The sequence below is a fragment of the Pseudomonas sp. P4_D7 genome, from assembly GCF_056401755.1.
Map to the genome: position 1 here is coordinate 82059 of NZ_JBFUIR010000024.1, position 21229 is coordinate 103287.

Genomic DNA, 21229 nt, shown 5'->3' on the forward strand with positions numbered 1-21229 from the left:
CACTGTCTGATTCAGCAACACTTCTGCGTTCCGCGTCCGCGCACGCCTTCTACACTTGCGATTCGTACCGTTTACCTGCGTCCAGCTTAATGGCGACGGGTCGCGGCTGGCCGTCATCCCTATCGTTATCTGTCGTGGGAAATGTGCCGGGCACCGAAGAATCCGCTGTAGGACACAGTTTGAAATAGTCACTCAGTTGAATAGCCCGGTGCAGCACCTTATATACCCCGCAGTACGCTACATCTTTAGCTTGAGGAGATTTCTACAACCATGATGCGCATCCTGCTGTTTTTGGCCACTAACCTGGCGGTCGTGCTGATAGCCAGCATCACCCTGAGCCTTTTCGGCTTCAACGGGTTCATGGCGGCCAACGGGGTTGATCTCGACCTTAGTCAGCTGCTGGTTTTCTGTGCAGTCTTTGGTTTCGCCGGCTCGCTGTTCTCGCTGTTCATCTCCAAGTGGATGGCGAAGATGAGCACTGGCACCCAGATCATCAGCCAGCCACGTACCCGGCATGAGCAATGGCTGCTGCAAACTGTCGAGCAACTGTCCCGCGAAGCCGGGATCAAGATGCCCGAAGTCGGTATTTTCCCGGCCTACGAAGCAAACGCCTTCGCCACCGGCTGGAACAAGAACGACGCGTTGGTCGCGGTCAGCCAGGGCTTGCTCGAGCGCTTCTCGCCCGATGAAGTGAAAGCCGTGCTGGCCCACGAAATCGGCCACGTCGCCAACGGCGACATGGTCACCCTGGCGCTGATCCAGGGCGTGGTGAACACCTTCGTGATGTTCTTTGCGCGGATCATCGGCAACTTCGTCGACAAAGTGATCTTCAAGAACGAAGAAGGCCAAGGCATCGCCTACTACGTGGCGACCATTTTTGCCGAACTGGTACTGGGCATTCTCGCCAGTGCGATCGTCATGTGGTTCTCGCGCAAGCGCGAATTCCGTGCCGACGAAGCCGGCGCCCGCCTGGCCGGTACCAGCGCAATGATCGGCGCACTGCAACGCCTGCGCGCCGAACAGGGCCTGCCGGTGCACATGCCGGACACCCTTAACGCCTTTGGCATCAACGGTGGTATCAAACAGGGCTTTGCCCGCATGTTCATGAGCCACCCGCCGCTGGAAGAGCGTATCGACGCCCTGCGTCGTCGCGGTTGATCCGACCGGTGTAACAATGAAAAAGGCCCGCAGTGATGCGGGCCTTTTTTACATCTTTGGAGTGTGCGCCGACAGTGCCGGCCCTTTCGCGAGCAAGCTCGCTCCCACAGGGTTCTGCGGTGTTTAGGCGATCTGTGACATAGCACAAATCACTGTGGGAGCGAGCTTGCTCGCGAAGAGGCCCGTAACGGCGCCAACAAACTATCGGGAAGAAACCCGGTAGACCCGCTCCTCCAGCCGCGTCACGCCAGCCTGAAGGAACTTCCCGCTCTCCCCCAGCACATCCTGCTCTTCCAGCATCTGCACCTGCCAGGCACCACTCAGCAACCGCTGCACCTCATCATCCCCCACCGCAAACGGCGGCCCCGGCATCTGCGCCTGATCGTAGTCCAGCGTAATCAACAACCCGTGCACACCCTGCGGCAGAATCTGCTGAAGATGCGCCGCATACCGCTCACGCATCGTCGCCGGCAAGGCAATCAGCGCGGCGCGGTCGTACAACGCGGCGCAATCGGCCACATCGCTCGCCGTTAGCGCAAAAAAGTCACCGCACCACAGCTCGATGGCTTCACCGCGATAGACCTTGAACGCGCCCTTCTGGCTAATCTGCGGCTGCACCTGATGTTCACTGAAAAAGTCCTCGATAGCCTTTTCCGACAGTTCGACCCCGAGCACCTGATGACCGCGTCCGGCCAGCCACGCCAGATCCAGACTTTTCCCACACAAAGGCACGAGCACTCGCGCCGCTGCCGGTACCGCCCAGTGCCGCTGCAGATACGGGTTTACCTCAGGCAGATGGAAACCAATCTGCCCCGAAGCCCACTTCTTGTGCCAAAACTCAGGCTGCATGCATCACTCCCAATAATTCGATCAAAAAGCGTTAAAACTTATATTAGATTTAGATCAATGTTCTGACTGAAGATGAAGCCATCTTAACGCTCAGGAACCCATCATGTTGCCCAGCCTGTTCATTTCCCATGGTTCACCCATGCTGGCCCTGGAGCCCGGCGCCAGTGGCCCGGCTCTGGCTCGTCTGGCCGCCGAATTGCCGAAACCCAAAGCCATCGTTATCGTCTCCGCGCACTGGGAAAGCCAGGAACTGCTGGTCAGCAGCCATGCGCAACCGGAAACCTGGCACGACTTCGGCGGCTTTCCCCGGGCGCTGTTTGAAGTGCAGTATCCGGCACCGGGTAATCCGCAACTGGCTGCTGAGGTGGCTGATCTACTGACTGCCAACAACCTGCCTGCCCGTCTCGACCCGCAACGCCCGTTCGATCATGGCGTCTGGGTGCCGTTGTCGCTGATGTATCCGCAGGCGGATATCCCGGTGGTGCAAATCTCTCTGCCGAGCCGTGGCGGCCCGGCGCTGCAAACCCGAGTCGGCCGGGCACTGGCGAGTCTGCGTGATCAGGGCATTTTGCTGATCGGCTCCGGCAGCATCACGCACAACCTGCGCGAACTGGACTGGCACGCCGGCCCGGAAAGCGTTGAGCCCTGGGCGCGGGATTTCCGTGACTGGGTGATCGATAAGCTCGCGGCCGACGATGAGGCAGCGCTGCACGATTATCGTCAGCAGGCGCCGCATGCGGTGCGCAGTCATCCGAGTGATGAGCATTTGTTGCCGTTGTATTTTGCCCGGGGTGCGGGGGGTGAGTTCAGCGTGGCGCACAAGGGATTCACAATGGGTGCGCTGGGCATGGATATTTACCGCTTCGGTTGATGCCTTCGCGAGCCGGCTCACTCCCACAAAGGCAAAAAACAGGCAAAAAAAATCCCCGAACCAGTCGGGGATTTTTTATGTTCGATCAATCAGCCCAAGGGCGGATCAATCTTCGCGATAGCGACGCAGCTTCAACTGCTTGCCAGCAACGCGAGTGTCCTTCAGTTTGGTCAGGAGTTTGTCCAGACCATCTTCCGGCAGCTCGACGAGGCTGAAGCTGTCACGCACCTGGATGCGACCGATCGCTTCACGGGCCAGACCGCCTTCGTTGAGGATGGCGCCCAGCAGGTTCTTCGCAGCGATACCGTCACGCGCACCCAGCGCGGTACGGCAACGAGCACGGCCTTCGCCCAAAGGCATTGGCGCGCGACGCTCGCGGTCACCACGATCAGGACGATCACCAGTGCGCTCAGGACGGTCGCCACGCGGTGCGTTGTTCGGCACCAGTGGACGTTCCTTCTCGATCGCCGCCAGGTTCAGCGCTTGACCGTTGGTGGCTTTGCGCAGCAGCGCAGCAGCCAGAGCACGCGGGGTGCAGCCGATGTCTGCAGTCAGACGATCGAGCAGCTCACCGTGGGTCGATTCGGCATCAGCGACCAGCGGCGACAGGCTGTTGGTCAGTTTCTTGATGCGCGCATCGAGAACGGCTTGAGCGTCCGGCAGGCGTACTTCAGCAACTTTCTGGCCGGTTACACGCTCGATCACTTGCAGCATGCGGCGCTCACGTGGAGTCACCAGCAGCAGTGCACGACCTTCGCGACCGGCACGGCCAGTACGGCCGATACGGTGAACGTAGGACTCTGGGTCGTACGGCATGTCAACGTTGAACACGTGAGTGATGCGCGGAACGTCCAGACCACGAGCAGCTACGTCGGTCGCGACAACGATGTCCAGACGGCCATCTTTCAGCGAGTCAATAACGCGCTCACGCTGGTTCTGGGCGATGTCACCGTTCAGCGCCGCGGCTTTGTAGCCTTTGGCGTCGAGGGCGCTGGCCAGATCCAGGGTCGCTTGCTTGGTGCGTACGAACATGATCAGAGCGTCGAAATCTTCCACTTCCAGCAAGCTGAGAACGGCCGAAGTCTTCTGGTCAGCGTGAACCAACAGGTGAGCCTGTTCGATCGCGGTAACGGTCTGGGTCTTGGTCTGGATCTTCACGTGTTGCGGATCGCGCAGATGGCGTTCGGCAATGGCGCGGATCGACTGCGGCAGGGTAGCCGAGAACAAAACGGTCTGACGGGTCGCTGGCAGAGCCTTGAAGATGACTTCCAGGTCATCCATGAAGCCCAGTTTCAACATTTCGTCAGCTTCGTCGAGAACCAGGTGGTTCACGGTCGACAGAACTTTTTCGTCGCGACGCAGGTGGTCGCACAGACGGCCCGGAGTGGCGACAACGATCTGTGCGCCATTACGGATTGCTTTCAGTTGCGGGCCCATAGGCGCGCCGCCGTAAACGGCCACAACGGTAACGCCCGGCATTTGCTTGGCGTAGGTTTCAAAAGCGGTTGCTACTTGCAGCGCCAACTCACGAGTTGGCGCCAGGATCAGGGCTTGCGGTTCGCGCTTGGCAGGATCGATGCGGTGCAGAATAGGCAGTGCGAACGCGGCGGTTTTACCGGTACCGGTTTGCGCCTGACCAATCATGTCCTGGCCGGCCATGATGATCGGGATCGATTGCTGCTGAATCGCCGAAGGCTCTTCGTAGCCAGTCGCTGCGACGGCTGCAAGAATATTCGGGTTAAGATTAAAAGCGGCGAATCCGCCGGTTTCCTGGGTCATGGGTCTGCCTCTAAGTGCATCCGCAAAGACCCATGCTCCAAAGCTGCGCATGCCGTGTTGAGACTCAAGAGTCGCCCTGGCAGCTTTGTCGGCGGGGATTTGCGAAAACGAATGAATGAAAAAAAGAATCGTCCGGGAAGAGCCCGCAATGCGGACGTGCAGCCGAAGCTGACTTCGGGAAATGCGCTACCTAAACGCGGCCCGGTTAAAGGCCGGCGCGCACTATACCGGATTTTGCCCAAAAAGGGAGCTTTTTTTATTGCCTGAATGAGCGTGTCACCGCTGTGTAACGGGGTTTTGCGGATAATCGCGCGAAGGTCTATTTTTCAAAGGCCCGGCCCTGCGGGCGATGACGCTTAAACGATTCACTGATGTGCGGCATACCGTCGCTGCACCCGCCCTTCCCGCCCGAGGATCTACCCATGAATCAGCCCTGCCCCGGCCGCGTCAGCCGTGAACGTCGTGGTCACGTCCATCTGATTGGCCTGGATCGAGCGGCCAAGCGCAATGCTTTCGACCTCGACCTGCTCAACGAGCTGAGCTTGGCCTACGGCGAGTTCGAGGCCGACAGCGAAGCGCGGGTGGCGGTGGTGTTCGGGCATGGCGAGCACTTTACCGCTGGCCTGGATCTGGTCAACGCCAGTTCCGCCCTCGCCCAGAGCTGGCAGGTTCCGACCGGCGGTTGCGATCCGTGGGGCGTTTTCGTCGGCCCACGGGTGAGCAAACCAGTGATAGTCGCCGCGCAGGGTTATTGCCTGACCATCGGCATCGAGCTGATGCTGGCAGCCGATATAAACCTGTGTGCGAGCAATACCCGCTTCGCACAGATGGAAGTGCAGCGTGGGATCTTTCCTTTTGGTGGTGCGACTTTACGTTTTCAGCAGATCGCCGGTTGGGGCAACGCGATGCGCTGGCTGCTGACCGGCGATGAGTTTGATGCGCACGAGGCGTTGCACCTGGGGTTGGTGCAGGAAGTCATGGCCAGCGAAGACCTGCTGCCGCGGGCGATTGAATTGGCTGAGCGGATTGCGCGGCAGGCGCCGTTGGGGGTGCAGGCGACGTTGATGTCGGCGCGGCAGGCGCGGTATGAAGGTGAGACAGCGGCCGCGCAAGGGTTACCGGCGTTGGTGAAGAAATTGTTGGCGAGTGAGGATGCCAAGGAAGGGGTGCGGTCGCTGGTGGAGCGGCGGCCTGGAGTCTTCAAAGGGATCTGAAATATTTGCTGGTTATCAGATCCTCTTCGCGAGCAGGCTCGCTCACAGGGAAAATGCATTCCAATGTGGGAGCGAGCCTGCTCGCGAAGAGGCCATCACTGACGACTCAGGTCGCCGGGCGAATACTGTTGATCAACGACTGCAACGAATACCCCAACCGCGGCGCCAGCGCTTCAGCCCGGGCCGTCAGTGCCTGCATGTCCAGCTCCTGATCGAGGTCCGCCGGCACAATCAGAATCACGTTGCCCTCCTTCACCGGCAATTCCCAGTAATGCCGGTGATACAGCCCGCGCAACAACGCCGCACCCAACGGCTTGCCGTCATCGGTGGCCCACTGGTTGATCACCAGCCAACCACCCGGATTCAGACGCTTCTGGCAGTCGCCGAGAAAACTCCAGGCCAGATGCCCGACGCCCGGACCGACATCGGTATACAGGTCGACAAAAATCAGGTCCGCCGGCTCAGCCGTCGGCAGTAACTCCAGCGCATCGCCAACACGGATGTACAGCCGCGGATCATCGTCCAGGCCAAGGTATTCGATGGCCAGGCGCGGCACATCCGGACGCAGTTCAATGGCTTCGACATCTTCCAGCGGCAGAAACTTGAGGCAGGCCTGGGTCAATGTACCGGCGCCGAGCCCGAGAAACAGCGCGCTCTCCGGCTGCTCGTGGCACAACGCGCCGATCAGCATCGCGCGGGTGTAATCGTATTCGAGCCAGCTCGGGTCGGCGGTGAACACGCAGCTCTGCTCGATCGCATCGCCGAACTCGAGAAAGCGGTAATCGGCCACTTCCAGCACGCGAATCACGCCGAACTCATCCTGTACTTCGGCGAGCAGATGCTCGACGCGCTCCTCAGTCATTTCGTCTCCTGATGGTCACCGGGCGCGGTGACGCGATGGCACCGCTGTGGCGCCGTGGCAAAGCGGCGATTGTCGGCGATGGGGCGGGAGCAGGTCACGTACTAATTGCTGCTACCATGGGCTTCCCGTGCGTAGAACCAATTAGAGACCGTGATGAGCCAACCGTGGAGTCCTGATAGCTGGCGCGCCCTGCCGATCCAGCAACAACCCCAATATCCTGACGCGGCGCATCTGCGCCAGGTCGAGCAGACGCTGGCCAGCTATCCGCCACTGGTGTTTGCCGGCGAAGCGCGCGAACTGCGCCGCCAGTTTGCCGAAGTCACCCAGGGCCGGGCATTCCTGCTGCAGGGCGGTGATTGCGCGGAAAGTTTTGCCGAATTCTCCGCTGCGAAGATTCGCGACACGTTCAAAGTGTTACTGCAAATGGCGATCGTCATGACCTTCGCCGCTGGCTGCCCGGTGGTCAAGGTCGGGCGCATGGCCGGTCAGTTTGCCAAACCGCGCTCGGCCAACGACGAGACCATCGACGGCGTGACGCTGCCGGCTTACCGGGGCGACATCGTCAACGGCATCGGCTTCGACGAAAAGAGCCGCGTGCCGGATCCAGAGCGCCTGCTGCAGTCCTATCACCAGTCCACCGCGACCCTGAACCTGCTGCGCGCGTTTGCCCAGGGCGGTTTTGCCGACCTGCACCAAGTGCACAAGTGGAACCTCGATTTCATCGCCAACTCGGCGCTGGCTGAAAAATACAGTCACCTCGCCGACCGCATCGATGAAACCCTGGCGTTCATGCGCGCCTGCGGCATGGACAGCTCGCCGCAACTGCGCGAAACCAGCTTCTTCACCGCCCACGAAGCACTGCTGCTGAACTACGAAGAAGCCTTCGTGCGCCGCGACAGCCTGACCAACGATTACTACGATTGCTCGGCGCACATGCTGTGGATCGGTGACCGTACTCGTCAGCTCGACGGCGCGCACGTCGAATTCCTGCGCGGGGTGAACAACCCGATCGGCGTCAAAGTTGGCCCAAGCATGGATCCCGATGACCTGATCCGCCTGATCGACGTGCTCAACCCGGACAACGATCCGGGGCGCCTCAACCTGATTGCGCGGATGGGCGCGAACAAGGTGGGCGATCACCTGCCGGCGCTGATCCGCGCGGTGCAGCGCGAAGGCAAGCAAGTGCTGTGGAGTTCCGACCCGATGCACGGCAACACCATCAAGGCCAGCAGCGGCTACAAGACCCGCGACTTTGCGCAGATCCTTGGCGAGGTTAAACAGTTCTTCCAGGTGCACGAGGCGGAAGGCAGTTATGCCGGCGGCATTCACATCGAGATGACCGGGCAGAATGTCACCGAGTGCATCGGTGGTGCGCGGCCGATTACTGAAGATGGCTTGTCGGATCGCTATCACACGCACTGTGATCCACGGATGAATGCTGATCAGTCGCTGGAGTTGGCGTTTTTGATTGCTGAAACCCTGAAGCAGGTTCGCCGCTAGACCGCGTCGCCTCCTTCGCGAGCAAGCTCGCTCCCACACTGGATTTGTGTCGTTCGCATATCCCCTGTGGGAGCGAGCTTGCTCGCGAAGGGGCCAACTCAGTCAGCCGACCTGCGCCATTGCCACCCGCAACCGCGCCGCACTCTCGCGCTGACAATTCAACTGCACCCGCGCCAGCCCCAACCAATCCGCCATCTGCCGCAGATTCACAGCCAGCGCCAGCATCCCCTGCTCATCCAGCCCCGGCGCTTCCTCGTGCAGCGCATGCACTGCCAACTGCCCCGCCGCCCGTTCGGCGCGCAAATCGACCCGTGCGGCGATCCTCTCGTTGTGCAAGAAGGGCAACACGTAATAGCCGTAGACTCGCTTGTCCTGTGGCGTATAAATCTCCAGTCGATAGCGAAAATCGAACAAGCGCTCAGTCCGGCTACGCTCCCAGATCAACGAATCAAAGGGCGACAGCAGCGCACTGGCCACGACCTTGCGCGGGACGCTCGGCTCCGGCAGGCAATAGGCGATTTGCCGCCAACCGGCAACCTCGCACATCTGCAATTGCCCGGCCTCGACCAGTTCCGCGAGACGTGGCCGCGCATCCGCCGGATTCAGGCGAAAGTAATCACGCAGGTCTTTTTCAGTACCGACACCCAGGGCCTGTGCCGCGTGCAACAGCAGCCCACGTTGCGCTTCGGCTTCATCAGGCAACGCCTGTTGCAGGATCGATGAAGGGATCACCCGCTCCGGCAAATCATACAAACGCTCAAAACCACGCCGCCCCGCCACCGTCACTTCACCCGCCGCGAACAGCCACTCCAGCGCATGCTTTTCCGCGCTCCAGTCCCACCACGGCCCGGCCTTGTCTGCACGGGTTGAAAGGCTGCCGGCGCCCAACGCGCCCTGCTGTTCAACCGAACTCAACACCCGGCGAACCACGTCCTGCTGCTCGCGACCGAATTTCGCCAGTTGCTGATAAATATCCTCGCCGCGCCTGGCGCGCTGCATGCGCCACGCCATCAGCGGATACATCGACAGCGGCAGCAACGACGCTTCATGCCCCCAGTATTCGAACAACGTGCGACGTCGCCCCGAACTCCAGGCAGCCTGGTCGAGCAAATCGGAAGAATAGGAACCGAGACGGGAAAACAGCGGCAGGTAGTGCGAGCGCACCACGGCGTTGACGGAGTCGATTTGCAGCAAACCCAGCCTTTCGATCAGCCGGTTGACGTGTGGCGCCTTGACGGTCGGCGGCTGGCGCCCGTTGAACCCTTGGGCAGCCAGCGCCAGTCGTCGCGCCTGTTTGAGGGAAAAGGCCAGAGTCGCGGGCATGAGCATCTCCTTGTCTGCTCGCAACCTACCTCACTGGAAGAGGGTTTGTGTAGCGTTCTGCTCATCATTTATGCAGCGGGTCATTTATGCATCGGATCATCCCAGAACGGCCGCACGGACTCGTGTTCAACGTCGGCACGACTGACGCCGATGTCTTTCAACGCTTCGTCGCTCAGACTGGCAAGCAGCTCGCGTTCACGGTGCAATTCGTACCAGCGGCTAAACTTGTGCAGCAGGTCGGAAACGAGATGGCCGTGGCCGGAAAATTTTGCGTCGTCTACATACTCTCTTTGACCTTTCATCGTGTTGCCTCCTTTGTGGATGGCTCAAGTCTCGCGCCGGCGCTAAGATCAATCCAACGAATGTTTCTGATGGCATGCATCACGGAGATTCATCAATTGTCGGCCTACCCCAGTATCGATACCGATGTCCTGCGCACCTTTGTCGCGATTGCCGATCAGGGCGGTTTCACCCGCGCCGGCGAAATGGTCAACCGCACGCAGTCGGCGGTGAGCATGCAGATGAAGCGTCTGGAAGAAGACGTGTTGCAGCGGCAGTTGTTTGAGCGCGACGGACGCCAGGTGCGCCTGACCGCTGAAGGCCAGGTGCTGCTCGGATACGCGCGGCGCATCCTCAAGCTGCACAGCGAAGTGTTCAACACCTTGCGCGAGCCGCACATGGTCGGCACCGTGCGCATCGGCACGCCGGATGACTACGTGATGCGTTTTCTGCCGGGGATCCTGTCGCGGTTTGCGCAGTTCTATCCACTGATCCAGATCGAAGTGCATTGCGAATCGACCAAACAACTGTTGCAGCGGACTGACCTGGATTTGTCGATCGTCACCCGTGAACCGGGCAACGAAATCGGTCAGTTGCTGCGCAAGGAGCGTTTTGTCTGGGCCGAGGCGCAGAATTTCAGCGCCCACGAACAAACGCCACTACCTCTGGCGATGTTCAACAGTGATTGTTTCTGCCGCTTGTGGGCGTGTAACGCACTGGATGCGATGGGCCGCGAATACCGCATCGCATATAACAGCACCAGCCTCTCGGCGTTGATGGCAGTGGTGAGCGCGGGTCTGGCGATCACCGCGCAACTGGAAAGCCTGATCACCCCGGACATGCGCATTCTCGGCGCCGCCGAAGATCTGCCGCTGTTGCCCGAGGCCAGCATCATGCTGATCCGCAACCTGAACAATCCGTCGCCGATCACCGAGTGCCTGGCCGAGCATATCGTCGAAGGTTTTAAACTTTAAACGCGAGCATCACCGCACACAGCACCAGGAAACCGCAGAACAGCCCGCGCAGAAGCTTTTCCGGCATGGCGTGGGCAACTTTCACCCCCCAACTGATGCTCGCCAGACCGCCGATGGCCAGCGGCAGGCCGATCATCCAGTCCACTTCGTGATGTACCGCGTAGGTCACCAGGGTCACGCCGGTGCTTGGCAACGCCAGCGCCAGCGACAAGCCCTGAGCGACCACTTGCGTGGTGCCGAAGAGGCTGGTCAGCACCGGCGTTGCCACCACGGCACCGCCGACACCGAACAAGCCGCCCATGGTTCCGGACGCCGCACCGAGAACGCCGAGCCAAGGCCAGGAATAGCGCATCTCGGAAGTCGCAGCGGGTTGCTTGCCGAACATCTTCAGCAGGTTGTACGCCGAGAGCACCACCAGGAAAGCGACAAAACCGATGCGCATGGTTTGCGCATCGATACCCACCGCCCAGATCGAACCGATCCACGCAAAGCAAAAACCCATCACCGCCAAGGGCAACGCATGCCGCAGTTCGATGCGATTGCGCTGGTGATAGCGCCACAGCGCCAGCATCACGTTCGGCACCACCATGACCAGCGCCGTGCCTTGGGCAATCTGCTGATCGAGACCAAACCACACGCCGAGCAACGGAATGGCGATCAAGCCGCCGCCGATGCCGAAAATGCCGCCAAGTGTGCCAAGGGCGGCGCCGAACAGCAGGTACAACAAAAACTCCATCACAGCTCAATTCCTCTTACGTCAGGCGATTCATCCTACGCAGTCGTGGCTGGCGGGGAAACGCACAGCAACGCACAATGGCTATGCCGATTTCGCACAAGCGTGAATTCTCATGAACCCCAACCAACTGACTGAACAATTAGGGCTGTTTCTCGATGTGCTCGAGAGTGGCAGCTTTTCCGCCGCCTCGCGCCGTCATCCGCTGACACCTTCGGCCGTTGCGCGACGGATCGACAGCCTGGAAAGCGCCGTCGGCAGCCAGTTATTTATACGCAGCACCCACGCCGTCAGAGCCACACCCGCCGGTCTGGCGTTTGCCGAACGTGCCCGGCGCATTGTCGCCGAGTTGCAACTGGCGCGGGCCGAAGCCGTGTCCTTGAGCAGCGCGCCGGAAGGCTTGATTCGCATCGACGCCCCCGCCGCGTTCGGGCGACGGCATCTGGCACCGGTGATCGCCGACTTTCTCGTCCTCTACCCGGGGCTGGATGTGCAGTTGCACTTGATCGACAGTTTCGTCGACATGGGCGGCTCGAACCTGGGCAAGGTTGACCTGGTGCTGCGTGCCGGGCAAATGGCTGACACGCGATTGGTGGCGACGCCTTTGGCGAGCATGGTGCGCATAGCCTGTGCCAGTCCTGACTATCTCAAACGCCGGGGTGTGCCCGGCAGTCCGGCGCAACTTGGCGAGCATGACGGTCTGGACTGGGAAGGCCTCGCCCCGCCCTTCGCCTGGCGGTTCGAGCAGGAAGGCCAGATGCACTTGCACCGCCCGGCGCGCATCCGCATGAGCGCCAACAATGCCGAAGCGCTGGTGTGTGGGGCTTTGGCGGGATTAGGGATTGCGCATTTGCCGACCTGGCTGGCGAGCGAATACCTGCTGCGCGGTGAACTGGTCCCGCTGTTCTGCGAGAACGGTCTGCCGGCCCCGGAATCCACCGGCATCTACGCACTGCGCATGGAACAGCAAACCAACTCGCGCAGCCGCTTGTTGCTTGAATACCTCAAAACTCGTTTCAGTCCAGTGCCGCCGTGGGATCTGGCGCTGCAACGGGATCTCGGCCGCCATTAGATCCGGAGAATTATCTGGCGCATTAAAGATTCGAGCGCTAGATTCATGACCATCACCGAACAAGGCTTTGACATGACTTCCCAACGCGACACCTGCGACGACCTGCTGCTGGATAACCAGGCCTGCTTCGCCCTGCATTCCACTTCGCTGATGATGACCAAGGTCTACAAGCCGCTGCTGCAAGCCTTGAACCTGACCTATCCGCAGTACCTGGCGATGATGGTGTTGTGGGAGGAGGATGGATTGACGGTCGGAGAAATCAGCACTCGACTACTGACCGATCCTGGTTCGCTGACGCCACTGCTCAAACGCCTGGAGGGCGAAGGGTTGCTCAGCCGCACGCGCAGTCGTGAGGATGAGCGGGTAGTGATTGTCGAGCTGACCGAGCAAGGCCGAGCGCTGAAAGAAAAAGCCCAGACCGTTCCGCAATGCATCCTCGGCGCCAGCGGTTTCACTCTGGAACGGCTGCAGAAGCTGCAAGCGGAGTTGCAGGCGCTGCGCAGTCATTTGCAGGAAAGCCTTATTTAAGGCTCACTCCTACATTTGATTTCATCGACTGAAAATTATTTTTCAGCGCTCCCATTGTCTCGCCATCCCCTCTAAGTCGAATCTTTCCAGCCGATGGACGAGTCAGCCAGATCAGTCCAGCGGGACATTTTTCGAAATTTATCTTGCACACTAAATATTCGCGCGATACATTCATCTGGCACTTACTTAGCGCGCAAATAATTAGCGCACAAAATCACACTCAACGAGGCTCACACCATGCAAACTCTCTACACTGCAATCGCAACCTCCACTGGCGGCCGTGACGGTCGTGCGGTCTCCAGCGACAACATCCTCGACGTCAAGCTCGCCACTCCGAAAGAACTCGGCGGTGCCGGCGGCGCGGCAACCAACCCTGAGCAACTGTTCGCTGCCGGCTACTCGGCCTGCTTCATCGGCGCACTGAAATTCGTCGCCAGCCAGACCAAACGCAAAATCCCTGACGACGCCTCGATCACCGCCCACGTCGGTATCGGCCAGATCCCTGGCGGTTTCGGTCTGGACATCGACCTGCACATCAGCCTGCCAGGCCTGGAACAAGCCGATGCGCAAGCGCTGGTCGACGCCGCTCACCAGGTTTGCCCGTACTCCAACGCCACCCGTGGCAACGTCGATGTACGTCTGCACACCACCGTCTGAAACCGGACACACCCCCCCTGTGGGAGCGAGCCTGCTCGCGAAGGCGCCCTGTCAGTCAACATTTCATTGAATGACGTCCCGCATTCGCGAGCAGCCTCGCTCCCACAGGAGTCGGTGGTTAATGAGAAATCGCAGGCACAAAAAAGCCCGGCTCAATGGCCGGGCTTTTTCTTTCCGTAAAAAGCAGTGCTTATTTGGCACGGCCTTTGTAGGAACCGCCTTCGCGGGTGTCGATTTCGATCTTGTCACCGATTTCGATGAAGTCAGCAACTTGCAGCTCAGTACCGTTGGCCAGCTTGGCTGGCTTCATGACTTTGCCGGAAGTGTCGCCACGAGCCGAACCTTCGGTGTAGTCAACTACGCGCACGATGGTGGTCGGCAGCTCTACGGAAACCAGACGCTCTTCGAAGAAGATCGCTTCGCAAACATCGGTCATGCCTTCTTCAACGAAAGGCAGAACAGCTTCGATGTCTTCAGCGTTCAGCTCGTACATGGTGTAGTCAGTGGTGTCCATGAACGTGTAGGTGTCGCCGCTGATGAAGGACAGGGTCGCTTCTTTGCGGTCGAGGATTACGTCGTCCAGTTTGTCGTCAGCGCTGTAAACGATCTCGGTCTTGTAACCGGTCAGCAGGTTTTTCAGCTTGGTCTTCATGATCGCGCTGTTACGGCCCGACTTGGTGAATTCAGCTTTCTGAACCAGCCAAGGATCGTTCTCGAGACGGATCACGGTACCGGGTTTCAGTTCTTTACCAGTTTTCATTGCGAATATCCGAATTTGGATGGGATTTACAAAAATCTAGGCCGCGTATCATATCCAATTTAGGTAAAACTGTACCAGCGCTGCGGCAAGATCGGCCTGCAAGCCTTGTTCCAGACACCACGCTTCGGCATTTTCTTGCAGTTCTGGCCAATGATTGCGGACTTCGAGCCAGTGTTCACCGATGGGCTGACCGGCGCTCCAGGCTCGCCACAGACCGTTCATCGCCTCGGCAGCGGCCGGTGACAGGCCTTTTGTGTAAAGCGCGAGGAAGGCATCAAGCTTGTCCAGATGGATGTCTTCGTCCTGCTGATAGATGTGCCAGAGCATCGGCCGCCCCGCCCACTGCGCCCGTACGAACGAGTCCTCACCACGCACCGCGTTGAAATCACAGCACCAGAGCAAGTGGTCGTATTGATCCTGACGGACGAACGGCAACACCTGCACGGTCAACGACTGACGCACATTGATCTCGCCCACCGTCAGGGCTTCCACCCCGAGCCAGCGCGCCACGTCGCCAAGAATCCGCCCCTCCGGCACCAACAGGTGAGTCGGCGCAGCGTCCGCCGCCAAAACGTCCAGCCAACTGGCCAGCCCGGCATTCTCGTAGGCAAACAACGAAATCAGCTGGGCGTCAGACGCAGGATCGATCCCAAGACCTTGCAGGAATTGCCGTTGAGCTTCGGCATCCTGTTGAAACTGCCGACGCTGCTCGAGCAAGCCGCGCTCACGCAACAGCCCGCCAGTGCCTGGCTGGAATCCGGGAAAGAAAAAGAACTTCTGCACCGATTTGTATTTGACCGACGGCAAGCCGTGACAACCAATCACCCAGTCTTCGGCGCTGAGATAGTCGAGGTTCATCCACAGTGGCGGCTGCTCGCGCGCAGCCATCGCGTCCATGTAGTCAGTGGGCAACTGACAAGCGAACGCTGCAATCACCACATCCGCCGCCTCTGTGTGCACCCAGTCAGCCGGCCAGTACCGCACTTCGACGCCTTGTTGCGATTGCTGTGCGGCGTTGATATCAATCGCCGGGCAAATGCGTTCGAAGGCGCGCAGATCATCGACCCACAAGCGCACCGCCAAACCATGCTCAGCCACCAATTGCCGAGCCAGACGCCAGGTCACGCCGATGTCGCCAAAGTTGTCGACCACCGTGCAGAAAATATCCCAGCGGGGTTTCAATTGCGGCATTCAAGACTCCCGTTGGCAAAAGCTGCGATTGTCCGCATAAATCACCTCGCGCAGAAGAGCCGACGGCGATTAATCTTCGTGCGACAATCGCCACTTGCCCGCAATCATCCGCCAGGAGGCAGCCATGCCCTATCGCCCCAATCCGCGTCGCCCGTTGCCTGTTCAGCTTAGCGCGCTGCATTTGACCGGCAGCATTGCCTTGGGCATGTGGCTGGGCTTTGTCGCCATTGCGCTGACCTGCTGGCTGCTGTCGCACTTTTTGTTCAAGGAGCAATTGGCACCGGTTGCGCAAGCGGTGCAGCAACTGGCGAATCCACCGGCCGTGCAGGTGCAACCGGACATTCCGCCGCCGAGCCCGCAGTTCCAGCAGTACGAAGAAAACCTGCGCAAGAACGAACAACAGGCACGTCTGGATCAGGCACGCGGCAGCACGCGTAACCTGTCCAATCCGAAATGCCAGTTCTGGCTGCAACAGGATCAGACGGCCCCGAGCGAGAAAAGCCGCGCCAACGTTTTGCAATTCTGCGATTGATCATGAACAAGCACATCGTCCACCAACTGATTCTCGACAAACTGCGCATCGACCTCGACATCGCCGAACGCGCCGCGCAAACCGCTTACGAAACCGCGACGCACGAAGAAAACATCGCCGAAAACAAGTACGACACGCTGGGTCTGGAAGCGTCGTATCTGGCAGCCGGGCAAGCAAAACGGGTCGAGGAAATCCGTCAGTCTTTGGCGTTGTGCCAGAACCTGACGCTGCGGGCCTACGATGAAAACCGTGGTATCGAAGTCGGTGCCCTGCTCGGCCTGGAGGACGAAAAGGGTCGCGAGCAATGGCTGTTTCTGGCGCCGGATGCAGCAGGCCTGAAAGTCGATGTGGTCGGTCAGCCGATTACCGTCATCACTCCGCGCTCGCCGCTGGGCAAAGGTCTGCTGGGCAAGTGCGAAGGTGATGAGGTGGAGATTCTGGTGGCGGGCACTCGGCAACAGTTTGCTGTCACCGAGGTACTCTGAGGCAACTGATCAGTGAACGGGTAGCTCGACGCCGTCGAACAGCTCTTCCAGTTCCTGCTTGTTGTGGCACTGAATGGCTTTGGCCATGACTTCCCGAGTCAGATGCGGGGCGAACTTCTCGATGAAGTCGCACATGAAGCCGCGCAGGAAAGTACCGCGACGGAAACCGATCTTGGTCACGCTCGATTCGAACAATTCACTGGCATCCAGCACCACCAGATCGTTGTCGAGCTTGGTGTCGACTGCCATTTTAGCGACGATGCCCACGCCCAGACCCAGACGCACGTAAGTCTTGATCACGTCGGCGTCGGCGGCGGTGAACACCACTTTCGGCGTCAGGCCGCGATGGCTGAAGGCTTCGTCGAGTTTCGAACGGCCGGTGAAACCGAACACGTAAGTCACGATCGGGTATTCGGCCAGCGCTTCCAGAGTCAGCTTTGGCAACTTGGTCAACGGATGGCCCTGCGGTACGACCACGCAACGATTCCAGCGGTAGCACGGCATCATCACCAGATCGCCGAACAGCTCCAGCGCTTCGGTGGCGATGGCAAAATCCACAGTGCCATCAGCGGCCATTTCGGCGATCTGCATCGGCGAACCCTGGTGCATGTGCAGCGCCACGTCCGGGTATTGCTTGATGAAATTGCTGATCACCGGCGGCAGTGCATAACGTGCCTGGGTGTGGGTGGTGGCGATCGACAGGGTGCCTTTCTTCTCGTTGGAGAATTCCTGGGCGATCTGCTTGATGCTTTCGACCTTGCGCAGAATCTCACCGGCGGTGGTGATGATGCGCTCGCCGGCCGGGGTCACGCGGGTCAGGTGTTTGCCGCTGCGGGCAAACACTTCGACACCGAGTTCGTCTTCCAGCAGGCGGATTTGTTTACTGATGCCCGGTTGCGAGGTGTAAAGGCTTTGGGCTGTAGCGGAAACGTTGAGGTCGTGGTGCGCCACTTCCCAGATGTAGCGCAATTGTTGAAGCTTCATATGAATCCCTCAAAGCAGGTAGACGCCACGGGCATCAGCGACGGTATATAACTATATTAATGGTTTTAATAATAAATCTAGAACTTTTTTATCAAAGCGCCATTATTCCTGCCTTAGCGATCCTCCCGCCGCCGCCGCTCCACTAACGGCACCAGATAAACCGGCACCTTGGCCAATTGCAGGACCCGCGCCGCCGTGCGCCCCAACGGCGTTTCCGCGCCCACCCCATGGCTATGACTGCCTACGATCAGCAGATCGACGGAGAGTTTCTGCACCTGGTCGAGAATCACCTGCGACGGATCGCCCTGCAGCACGCGCACGGCGCGAATGCGCTGCAGATCCTGTTCGCCTTCATCCCCCAGTTCTTCGCGAAAACTGTCCAGCACCCGCTGCTCGATATTGGCGATGACTGTTTTCAGACCCTGACTGTGGAATTCGTTCAATGCCTGCTCGTCGAGATAGCTCTGCAACACCGATTCGGCAAACAGCCCCATCGGCTCCACCGCGTGCACCACGTACAGATCGGCATTGAACGTTCGCGCCAACGCCAGGGCATGCTGCATCACTAACGGTGCGTACAGACCGAGGTCAGTGGCATACAGCATCGAACGAATCATATGACCTCCTCGCGTGCCAACATGGCGGAGATTTGATTCAGCTTAGCAGTGCCTTGGCGACTACGACGGGCGACGCAACGTCTTGAAGCACAGGGCTTTAGATGGACGGCTCATTGCTGATGCCGTGAGGCACGTGACCGGTGGCGACCACTTCGCGGGCGAGTTCGCAGTGACCGGCCTGATCGTCGAAAAACACGTCGGCGGCGAAGGCTTCAAGGAACGCCGATTTGGTCAGGCCACCGAGAAACAGTGACTCGTCGAGACGAATGTCCCACTCGCGCAAGGTGCGGATCACCCGCTCATGGGCCGGCGCCGAACGTGCAGTGACCAGCGCCGTGCGGATCGGGCAATCGTCATCGGGAAACTCGCGCTGCAACAGATTGAGCGCCGCCAGAAAGCCCTTGAACGGCCCACCGCGCAACGGCTCGCGAGCCGACTCACGCTCCTTGGCCTGGAACGCTTCGAGCCCGCCGGACTGATAGACGCGTTCCGACTCGTCGGAAAAAATCACTGCGTCGCCGTCGAAGGCGATGCGCAATTCGTCACTGGCCGCACGACTGGCACCACCGGACAGAATCGTCGCCGCTGCGAATCCGGCATCCAGCGCCGCGCGTACGTCTTCGGCATGGGTCGAAAGAAACAGGTCGCAACCAAAGGCTTTCAGATACGGATACGGACTGCGCCCGCCAACAAACGCCGCGCGGGAAATCGCCAGACCGTAATGGTGAATCGAGTTGAACACGCGCAGCCCGGTGTCGGCGCTGTTGCGCGAGACCAGAATCACCTCGACCCGCGCGCGGCCGAGGCGACTGTTGAGTTTCAGGAGTTTTTCCACCAGCGGAAAAGCATCGCCAGGTGCGAGGATTTCGTCTTCATGCTCAATCTGGTATTGCCGATAGGCTTCGACACCGCTCGACAGGTAGACCTTGTGGCTCTCGCTCAGGTCGAACAGGGCACGCGACGAAATCGCCAGCACCAGTTTGTCATCGATGTTCTTGGCCATGCTTTCCCCCGCCCCTCACAAAAAAACGACCTAAACGTTGCGCCGGTCGATAAAACGTAAATTACGATACAGCGCTTCGATGCGCGGCAGCTCACAGCCCGCCGCTTTGGCCGCTGCCAGTGGCCGAGCGTAAATCGCCTCCAGCTCCAGCGGTCGCTTATGTAAAAAGTCGTGGTACATGCTCGGCCAGTAGTCGGGCATTTTCTCGGTCATCATGAACAGGTAATCGGCGTATCCCGGCGGTATGTCCTGGCCGCAGGCCTTGGCACCCTGCACCACTTCGGCCATCAACGCCTGGATCTGCATACGGCTGTCGGCGTCCGCCATCAGCGGCGTGGTGCTGGCGCCGAGCAGTACCGAGAGTCCATTGTAGGGGATGTTCCACACCAGTTTCTGCCAGCGCGCCTGGTGCAGATTGGCCATCGCCTGGGAATCGATTCCGGCGGCGCGGAACAACCCGGCCCCCTCCTCGACGATCGCCATGCGTGCAGCGTCAGCGCTGAACGGACCACTGTGGTAACCGACGTTCACCGCGCCCAAGGCTTGGTGGGTAACTTGTCCAGGCCCCTCGCGATGCACGCAGATCAGGCACAAGCCACCCAACAGGTGCAGGGAATCGGGAAGCAGCTCACGCAAGCCATCTTCGACGTCGAGACCGTTTTGCAGCACCAGCACTTTCGCATCCGGTTTGGCCGCTTGAATGATCGACGGAGCCAGGCCGGCGTTGCTGGTAGTCTTCGCCCCCACTAACAGCCAGTCGCACTTGGGCATGTCTTCGGCGGACGAATAGGCCTGCGCCGGATGCAACGTCAGCGGGCCATGCACCGCGCTGTTGATTTGCAAACCGCGCTCAGCCACCGCCGAAAACTCGCTGCGCAACAAAAAGTGCACATCGAAACCGGCGCGCGCCAGCATCACACCGTAAAAACCACCAATTGCGCCGGTGCCGATGATCCCTACGACCGGTTTATTCACTGCCCCCATCATGGCAACTCCTCTGCAATTCGCCCCAGTGCCTGCGCCAGCGCCGCGTTCAACGCATCGGTCGTCAGGCGCGTGTGCAATGCCCCAAAGAACTCGCCGTCGCGCACCACGAACAACGCCGGTAAATGAAAGACCTGATAGCGCTCGACCAACCCGCCGTTGTCGCCGGCATCGATCCAGCACAGACGATCAATCCCCAGCGCCATAGCCGGCAACACTTCGCGGGCATATCGGCAACTGGCGCAGCCGACGCTGGTGAAAATCACCAGCGAAACGCCGCTCATCGCCAATAGCCGTTGGTCGGCGTCGAAATCGGTCAGTTCGGATTCGACCACTATACTGGGGGAAACAATGTCAAATGGCTGACACAGGGAGTCTGTGCTCATGGGACGTTTCATTCCTCATCCGGACGAGGTGCCGGTTGAATTAACCTTGCTCAAGCCTGAGTGTATTTCCAGGCAACAGCTGCACACTATCAGCCTCGGCGGCATCGCTTGCAATTACCACCGTGCCTGGCGCCATGGCACGGCGCTGCAAGTGCGCATGCCGTCACTGCATGCCGACATTTGTTACCCGGGCTACGTGGCGTGGTGCCTGCGGCGCAAAAAAGGCTATCTGGTGGGCATCGCGTTTACCGATGAGCAGACGCTGTTCAGTGCGCGAATGGGTGAGCAAGTGTGTCAGATCGAGCGCTACTGCCGCATGCACGACACCCACGATGACCTGCAAGAAATTCAGGCGGTGGCCCTGCAATGGGTCGAGCAACACGCCGACGAGTTCTCCCACGACAGCGTGCGCAAGGCTTTCGCCCAGCCAGTGCTGGACTGACGCTCTTCTCTAAACCGTTACATGCCCATTGTCGAGCAGGCGCTTT

The 21229-nt window shown here is 59.7% G+C and carries 24 protein-coding genes; 11 read left to right on the forward strand and 13 right to left on the reverse strand.

Annotated features, from left to right (window positions below; genetic code table 11):
• Window positions 1–270 precede the first annotated feature (270 nt).
• On the forward strand, window positions 271–1158 hold the full coding sequence (gene htpX / locus AC1DVF_RS16720) for a protease HtpX (RefSeq protein ID WP_007908619.1): 888 nt from the start codon (window positions 271–273) through the stop codon (window positions 1156–1158).
• A gap of 201 nt (window positions 1159–1359) precedes the next feature.
• On the opposite strand, the gene AC1DVF_RS16725 is transcribed toward htpX, so the two are convergent.
• A complete protein-coding gene (locus AC1DVF_RS16725; protein WP_460096503.1) occupies window positions 1360–2007 on the reverse strand; it encodes a thiopurine S-methyltransferase in 648 nt (215 codons plus the stop codon).
• Between the two features lie 103 nt (window positions 2008–2110).
• Between AC1DVF_RS16725 and AC1DVF_RS16730 the strand changes: the two genes are divergently transcribed.
• Complete coding sequence (locus AC1DVF_RS16730; protein ID WP_093435145.1) at window positions 2111–2878, forward strand: DODA-type extradiol aromatic ring-opening family dioxygenase; 768 nt, start codon at window positions 2111–2113, stop codon at window positions 2876–2878.
• A gap of 105 nt (window positions 2879–2983) precedes the next feature.
• Here the strand turns inward: AC1DVF_RS16730 and AC1DVF_RS16735 are convergent, their stop codons facing one another.
• Window positions 2984–4657, reverse strand: coding sequence for a DEAD/DEAH box helicase (locus tag AC1DVF_RS16735; RefSeq protein ID WP_008088238.1), 1674 nt, complete (start codon window positions 4655–4657; stop codon window positions 2984–2986).
• 422 nt (window positions 4658–5079) lie between these two features.
• On the opposite strand from AC1DVF_RS16735, the gene AC1DVF_RS16740 reads away from it, so the two are divergent.
• A complete protein-coding gene (locus AC1DVF_RS16740; protein WP_477782811.1) occupies window positions 5080–5871 on the forward strand; it encodes a crotonase/enoyl-CoA hydratase family protein in 792 nt (263 codons plus the stop codon).
• Between the two features lie 106 nt (window positions 5872–5977).
• Here AC1DVF_RS16740 and AC1DVF_RS16745 read toward each other — a convergent pair whose 3' ends face one another.
• Complete coding sequence (locus AC1DVF_RS16745; protein WP_095125136.1) at window positions 5978–6733, reverse strand: spermidine synthase; 756 nt, start codon at window positions 6731–6733, stop codon at window positions 5978–5980.
• 153 nt (window positions 6734–6886) lie between these two features.
• Between AC1DVF_RS16745 and AC1DVF_RS16750 the strand changes: the two genes are divergently transcribed.
• Window positions 6887–8233, forward strand: a complete 1347-nt coding sequence (locus tag AC1DVF_RS16750) for a class II 3-deoxy-7-phosphoheptulonate synthase (RefSeq protein ID WP_077573929.1) — start codon at window positions 6887–6889, stop codon at window positions 8231–8233.
• A 102-nt stretch (window positions 8234–8335) separates the two neighbouring features.
• Here AC1DVF_RS16750 and AC1DVF_RS16755 read toward each other — a convergent pair whose 3' ends face one another.
• Complete coding sequence (locus tag AC1DVF_RS16755; RefSeq protein ID WP_477782812.1) at window positions 8336–9556, reverse strand: winged helix-turn-helix domain-containing protein; 1221 nt, start codon at window positions 9554–9556, stop codon at window positions 8336–8338.
• 80 nt (window positions 9557–9636) lie between these two features.
• Window positions 9637–9858 carry a DUF1127 domain-containing protein gene (locus AC1DVF_RS16760; protein WP_093435156.1) on the reverse strand — a complete coding sequence of 74 codons (222 nt, stop codon included), beginning with the start codon at window positions 9856–9858 and terminating at the stop codon, window positions 9637–9639.
• Window positions 9859–9954: 96 nt separating this feature from the next.
• On the opposite strand from AC1DVF_RS16760, the gene AC1DVF_RS16765 reads away from it, so the two are divergent.
• Window positions 9955–10809 carry a LysR substrate-binding domain-containing protein gene (locus tag AC1DVF_RS16765; protein ID WP_007908606.1) on the forward strand — a complete coding sequence of 285 codons (855 nt, stop codon included), beginning with the start codon at window positions 9955–9957 and terminating at the stop codon, window positions 10807–10809.
• Here the strand turns inward: AC1DVF_RS16765 and AC1DVF_RS16770 are convergent.
• Complete coding sequence (locus AC1DVF_RS16770; RefSeq protein ID WP_175553567.1) at window positions 10799–11548, reverse strand: sulfite exporter TauE/SafE family protein; 750 nt, start codon at window positions 11546–11548, stop codon at window positions 10799–10801. The two genes, AC1DVF_RS16765 and AC1DVF_RS16770, sit on opposite strands and share 11 nt — an antisense overlap.
• A 109-nt stretch (window positions 11549–11657) precedes the next feature.
• Here AC1DVF_RS16770 and AC1DVF_RS16775 point away from each other — a divergent pair, with 109 nt between their 5' ends.
• From AC1DVF_RS16775 to AC1DVF_RS16785, 3 genes are all read left to right on the forward strand, one after another.
• The gene (locus AC1DVF_RS16775) at window positions 11658–12614 is read left to right on the forward strand and encodes a LysR family transcriptional regulator (protein WP_257355721.1); all 957 of its coding nucleotides are present in this window, start codon (window positions 11658–11660) and stop codon (window positions 12612–12614) included.
• A 72-nt stretch (window positions 12615–12686) separates the two neighbouring features.
• On the forward strand, window positions 12687–13142 hold the full coding sequence (locus AC1DVF_RS16780; protein ID WP_477782813.1) for a MarR family winged helix-turn-helix transcriptional regulator: 456 nt from the start codon (window positions 12687–12689) through the stop codon (window positions 13140–13142).
• 237 nt (window positions 13143–13379) lie between these two features.
• Complete coding sequence (locus AC1DVF_RS16785; RefSeq protein WP_093435168.1) at window positions 13380–13799, forward strand: organic hydroperoxide resistance protein; 420 nt, start codon at window positions 13380–13382, stop codon at window positions 13797–13799.
• Between the two features lie 190 nt (window positions 13800–13989).
• Here the strand turns inward: AC1DVF_RS16785 and AC1DVF_RS16790 are convergent, their stop codons facing one another.
• Entirely contained in the window at window positions 13990–14559 is a 570-nt protein-coding gene (locus AC1DVF_RS16790; protein ID WP_007908599.1) for an elongation factor P, read from the reverse strand.
• Between the two features lie 48 nt (window positions 14560–14607).
• Window positions 14608–15750: an elongation factor P maturation arginine rhamnosyltransferase EarP gene (gene earP / locus AC1DVF_RS16795; RefSeq protein ID WP_477782814.1), complete on the reverse strand. Its 1143-nt coding sequence runs from the start codon at window positions 15748–15750 to the stop codon at window positions 14608–14610.
• A gap of 124 nt (window positions 15751–15874) precedes the next feature.
• Here earP and AC1DVF_RS16800 point away from each other — a divergent pair, with 124 nt between their 5' ends.
• Entirely contained in the window at window positions 15875–16282 is a 408-nt protein-coding gene (locus tag AC1DVF_RS16800) for a hypothetical protein (protein WP_093435173.1), read from the forward strand.
• Window positions 16283–16284: 2 nt separating this feature from the next.
• Window positions 16285–16767 (forward strand): GreA/GreB family elongation factor, encoded by a 483-nt coding sequence (locus AC1DVF_RS16805; RefSeq protein WP_034155245.1) that lies wholly within the window; start codon window positions 16285–16287, stop codon window positions 16765–16767.
• Between the two features lie 9 nt (window positions 16768–16776).
• Here the strand turns inward: AC1DVF_RS16805 and cysB are convergent, their stop codons facing one another.
• The 5 genes from cysB to AC1DVF_RS16830 form a co-directional block, all read right to left on the reverse strand.
• On the reverse strand, window positions 16777–17751 hold the full coding sequence (gene cysB, locus AC1DVF_RS16810; protein ID WP_003183769.1) for an HTH-type transcriptional regulator CysB: 975 nt from the start codon (window positions 17749–17751) through the stop codon (window positions 16777–16779).
• 113 nt (window positions 17752–17864) lie between these two features.
• Window positions 17865–18368, reverse strand: a complete 504-nt coding sequence (locus tag AC1DVF_RS16815; protein ID WP_016985500.1) for a universal stress protein — start codon at window positions 18366–18368, stop codon at window positions 17865–17867.
• Window positions 18369–18465: 97 nt separating this feature from the next.
• Entirely contained in the window at window positions 18466–19371 is a 906-nt protein-coding gene (locus tag AC1DVF_RS16820; RefSeq protein ID WP_093435175.1) for a 5'-nucleotidase, read from the reverse strand.
• 30 nt (window positions 19372–19401) lie between these two features.
• Window positions 19402–20358: a putative 2-dehydropantoate 2-reductase gene (locus AC1DVF_RS16825; RefSeq protein WP_460129701.1), complete on the reverse strand. Its 957-nt coding sequence runs from the start codon at window positions 20356–20358 to the stop codon at window positions 19402–19404.
• Window positions 20355–20741 carry a thioredoxin family protein gene (locus tag AC1DVF_RS16830; protein WP_093435180.1) on the reverse strand — a complete coding sequence of 129 codons (387 nt, stop codon included), beginning with the start codon at window positions 20739–20741 and terminating at the stop codon, window positions 20355–20357. The genes AC1DVF_RS16825 and AC1DVF_RS16830 overlap by 4 nt, the downstream gene beginning before the upstream one ends.
• Between AC1DVF_RS16830 and AC1DVF_RS16835 the strand changes: the two genes are divergently transcribed.
• Window positions 20740–21183, forward strand: coding sequence for a PilZ domain-containing protein (locus tag AC1DVF_RS16835; RefSeq protein WP_099756854.1), 444 nt, complete (start codon window positions 20740–20742; stop codon window positions 21181–21183). The genes AC1DVF_RS16830 and AC1DVF_RS16835 overlap by 2 nt on opposite strands.
• Window positions 21184–21229: the final 46 nt, after the last annotated feature.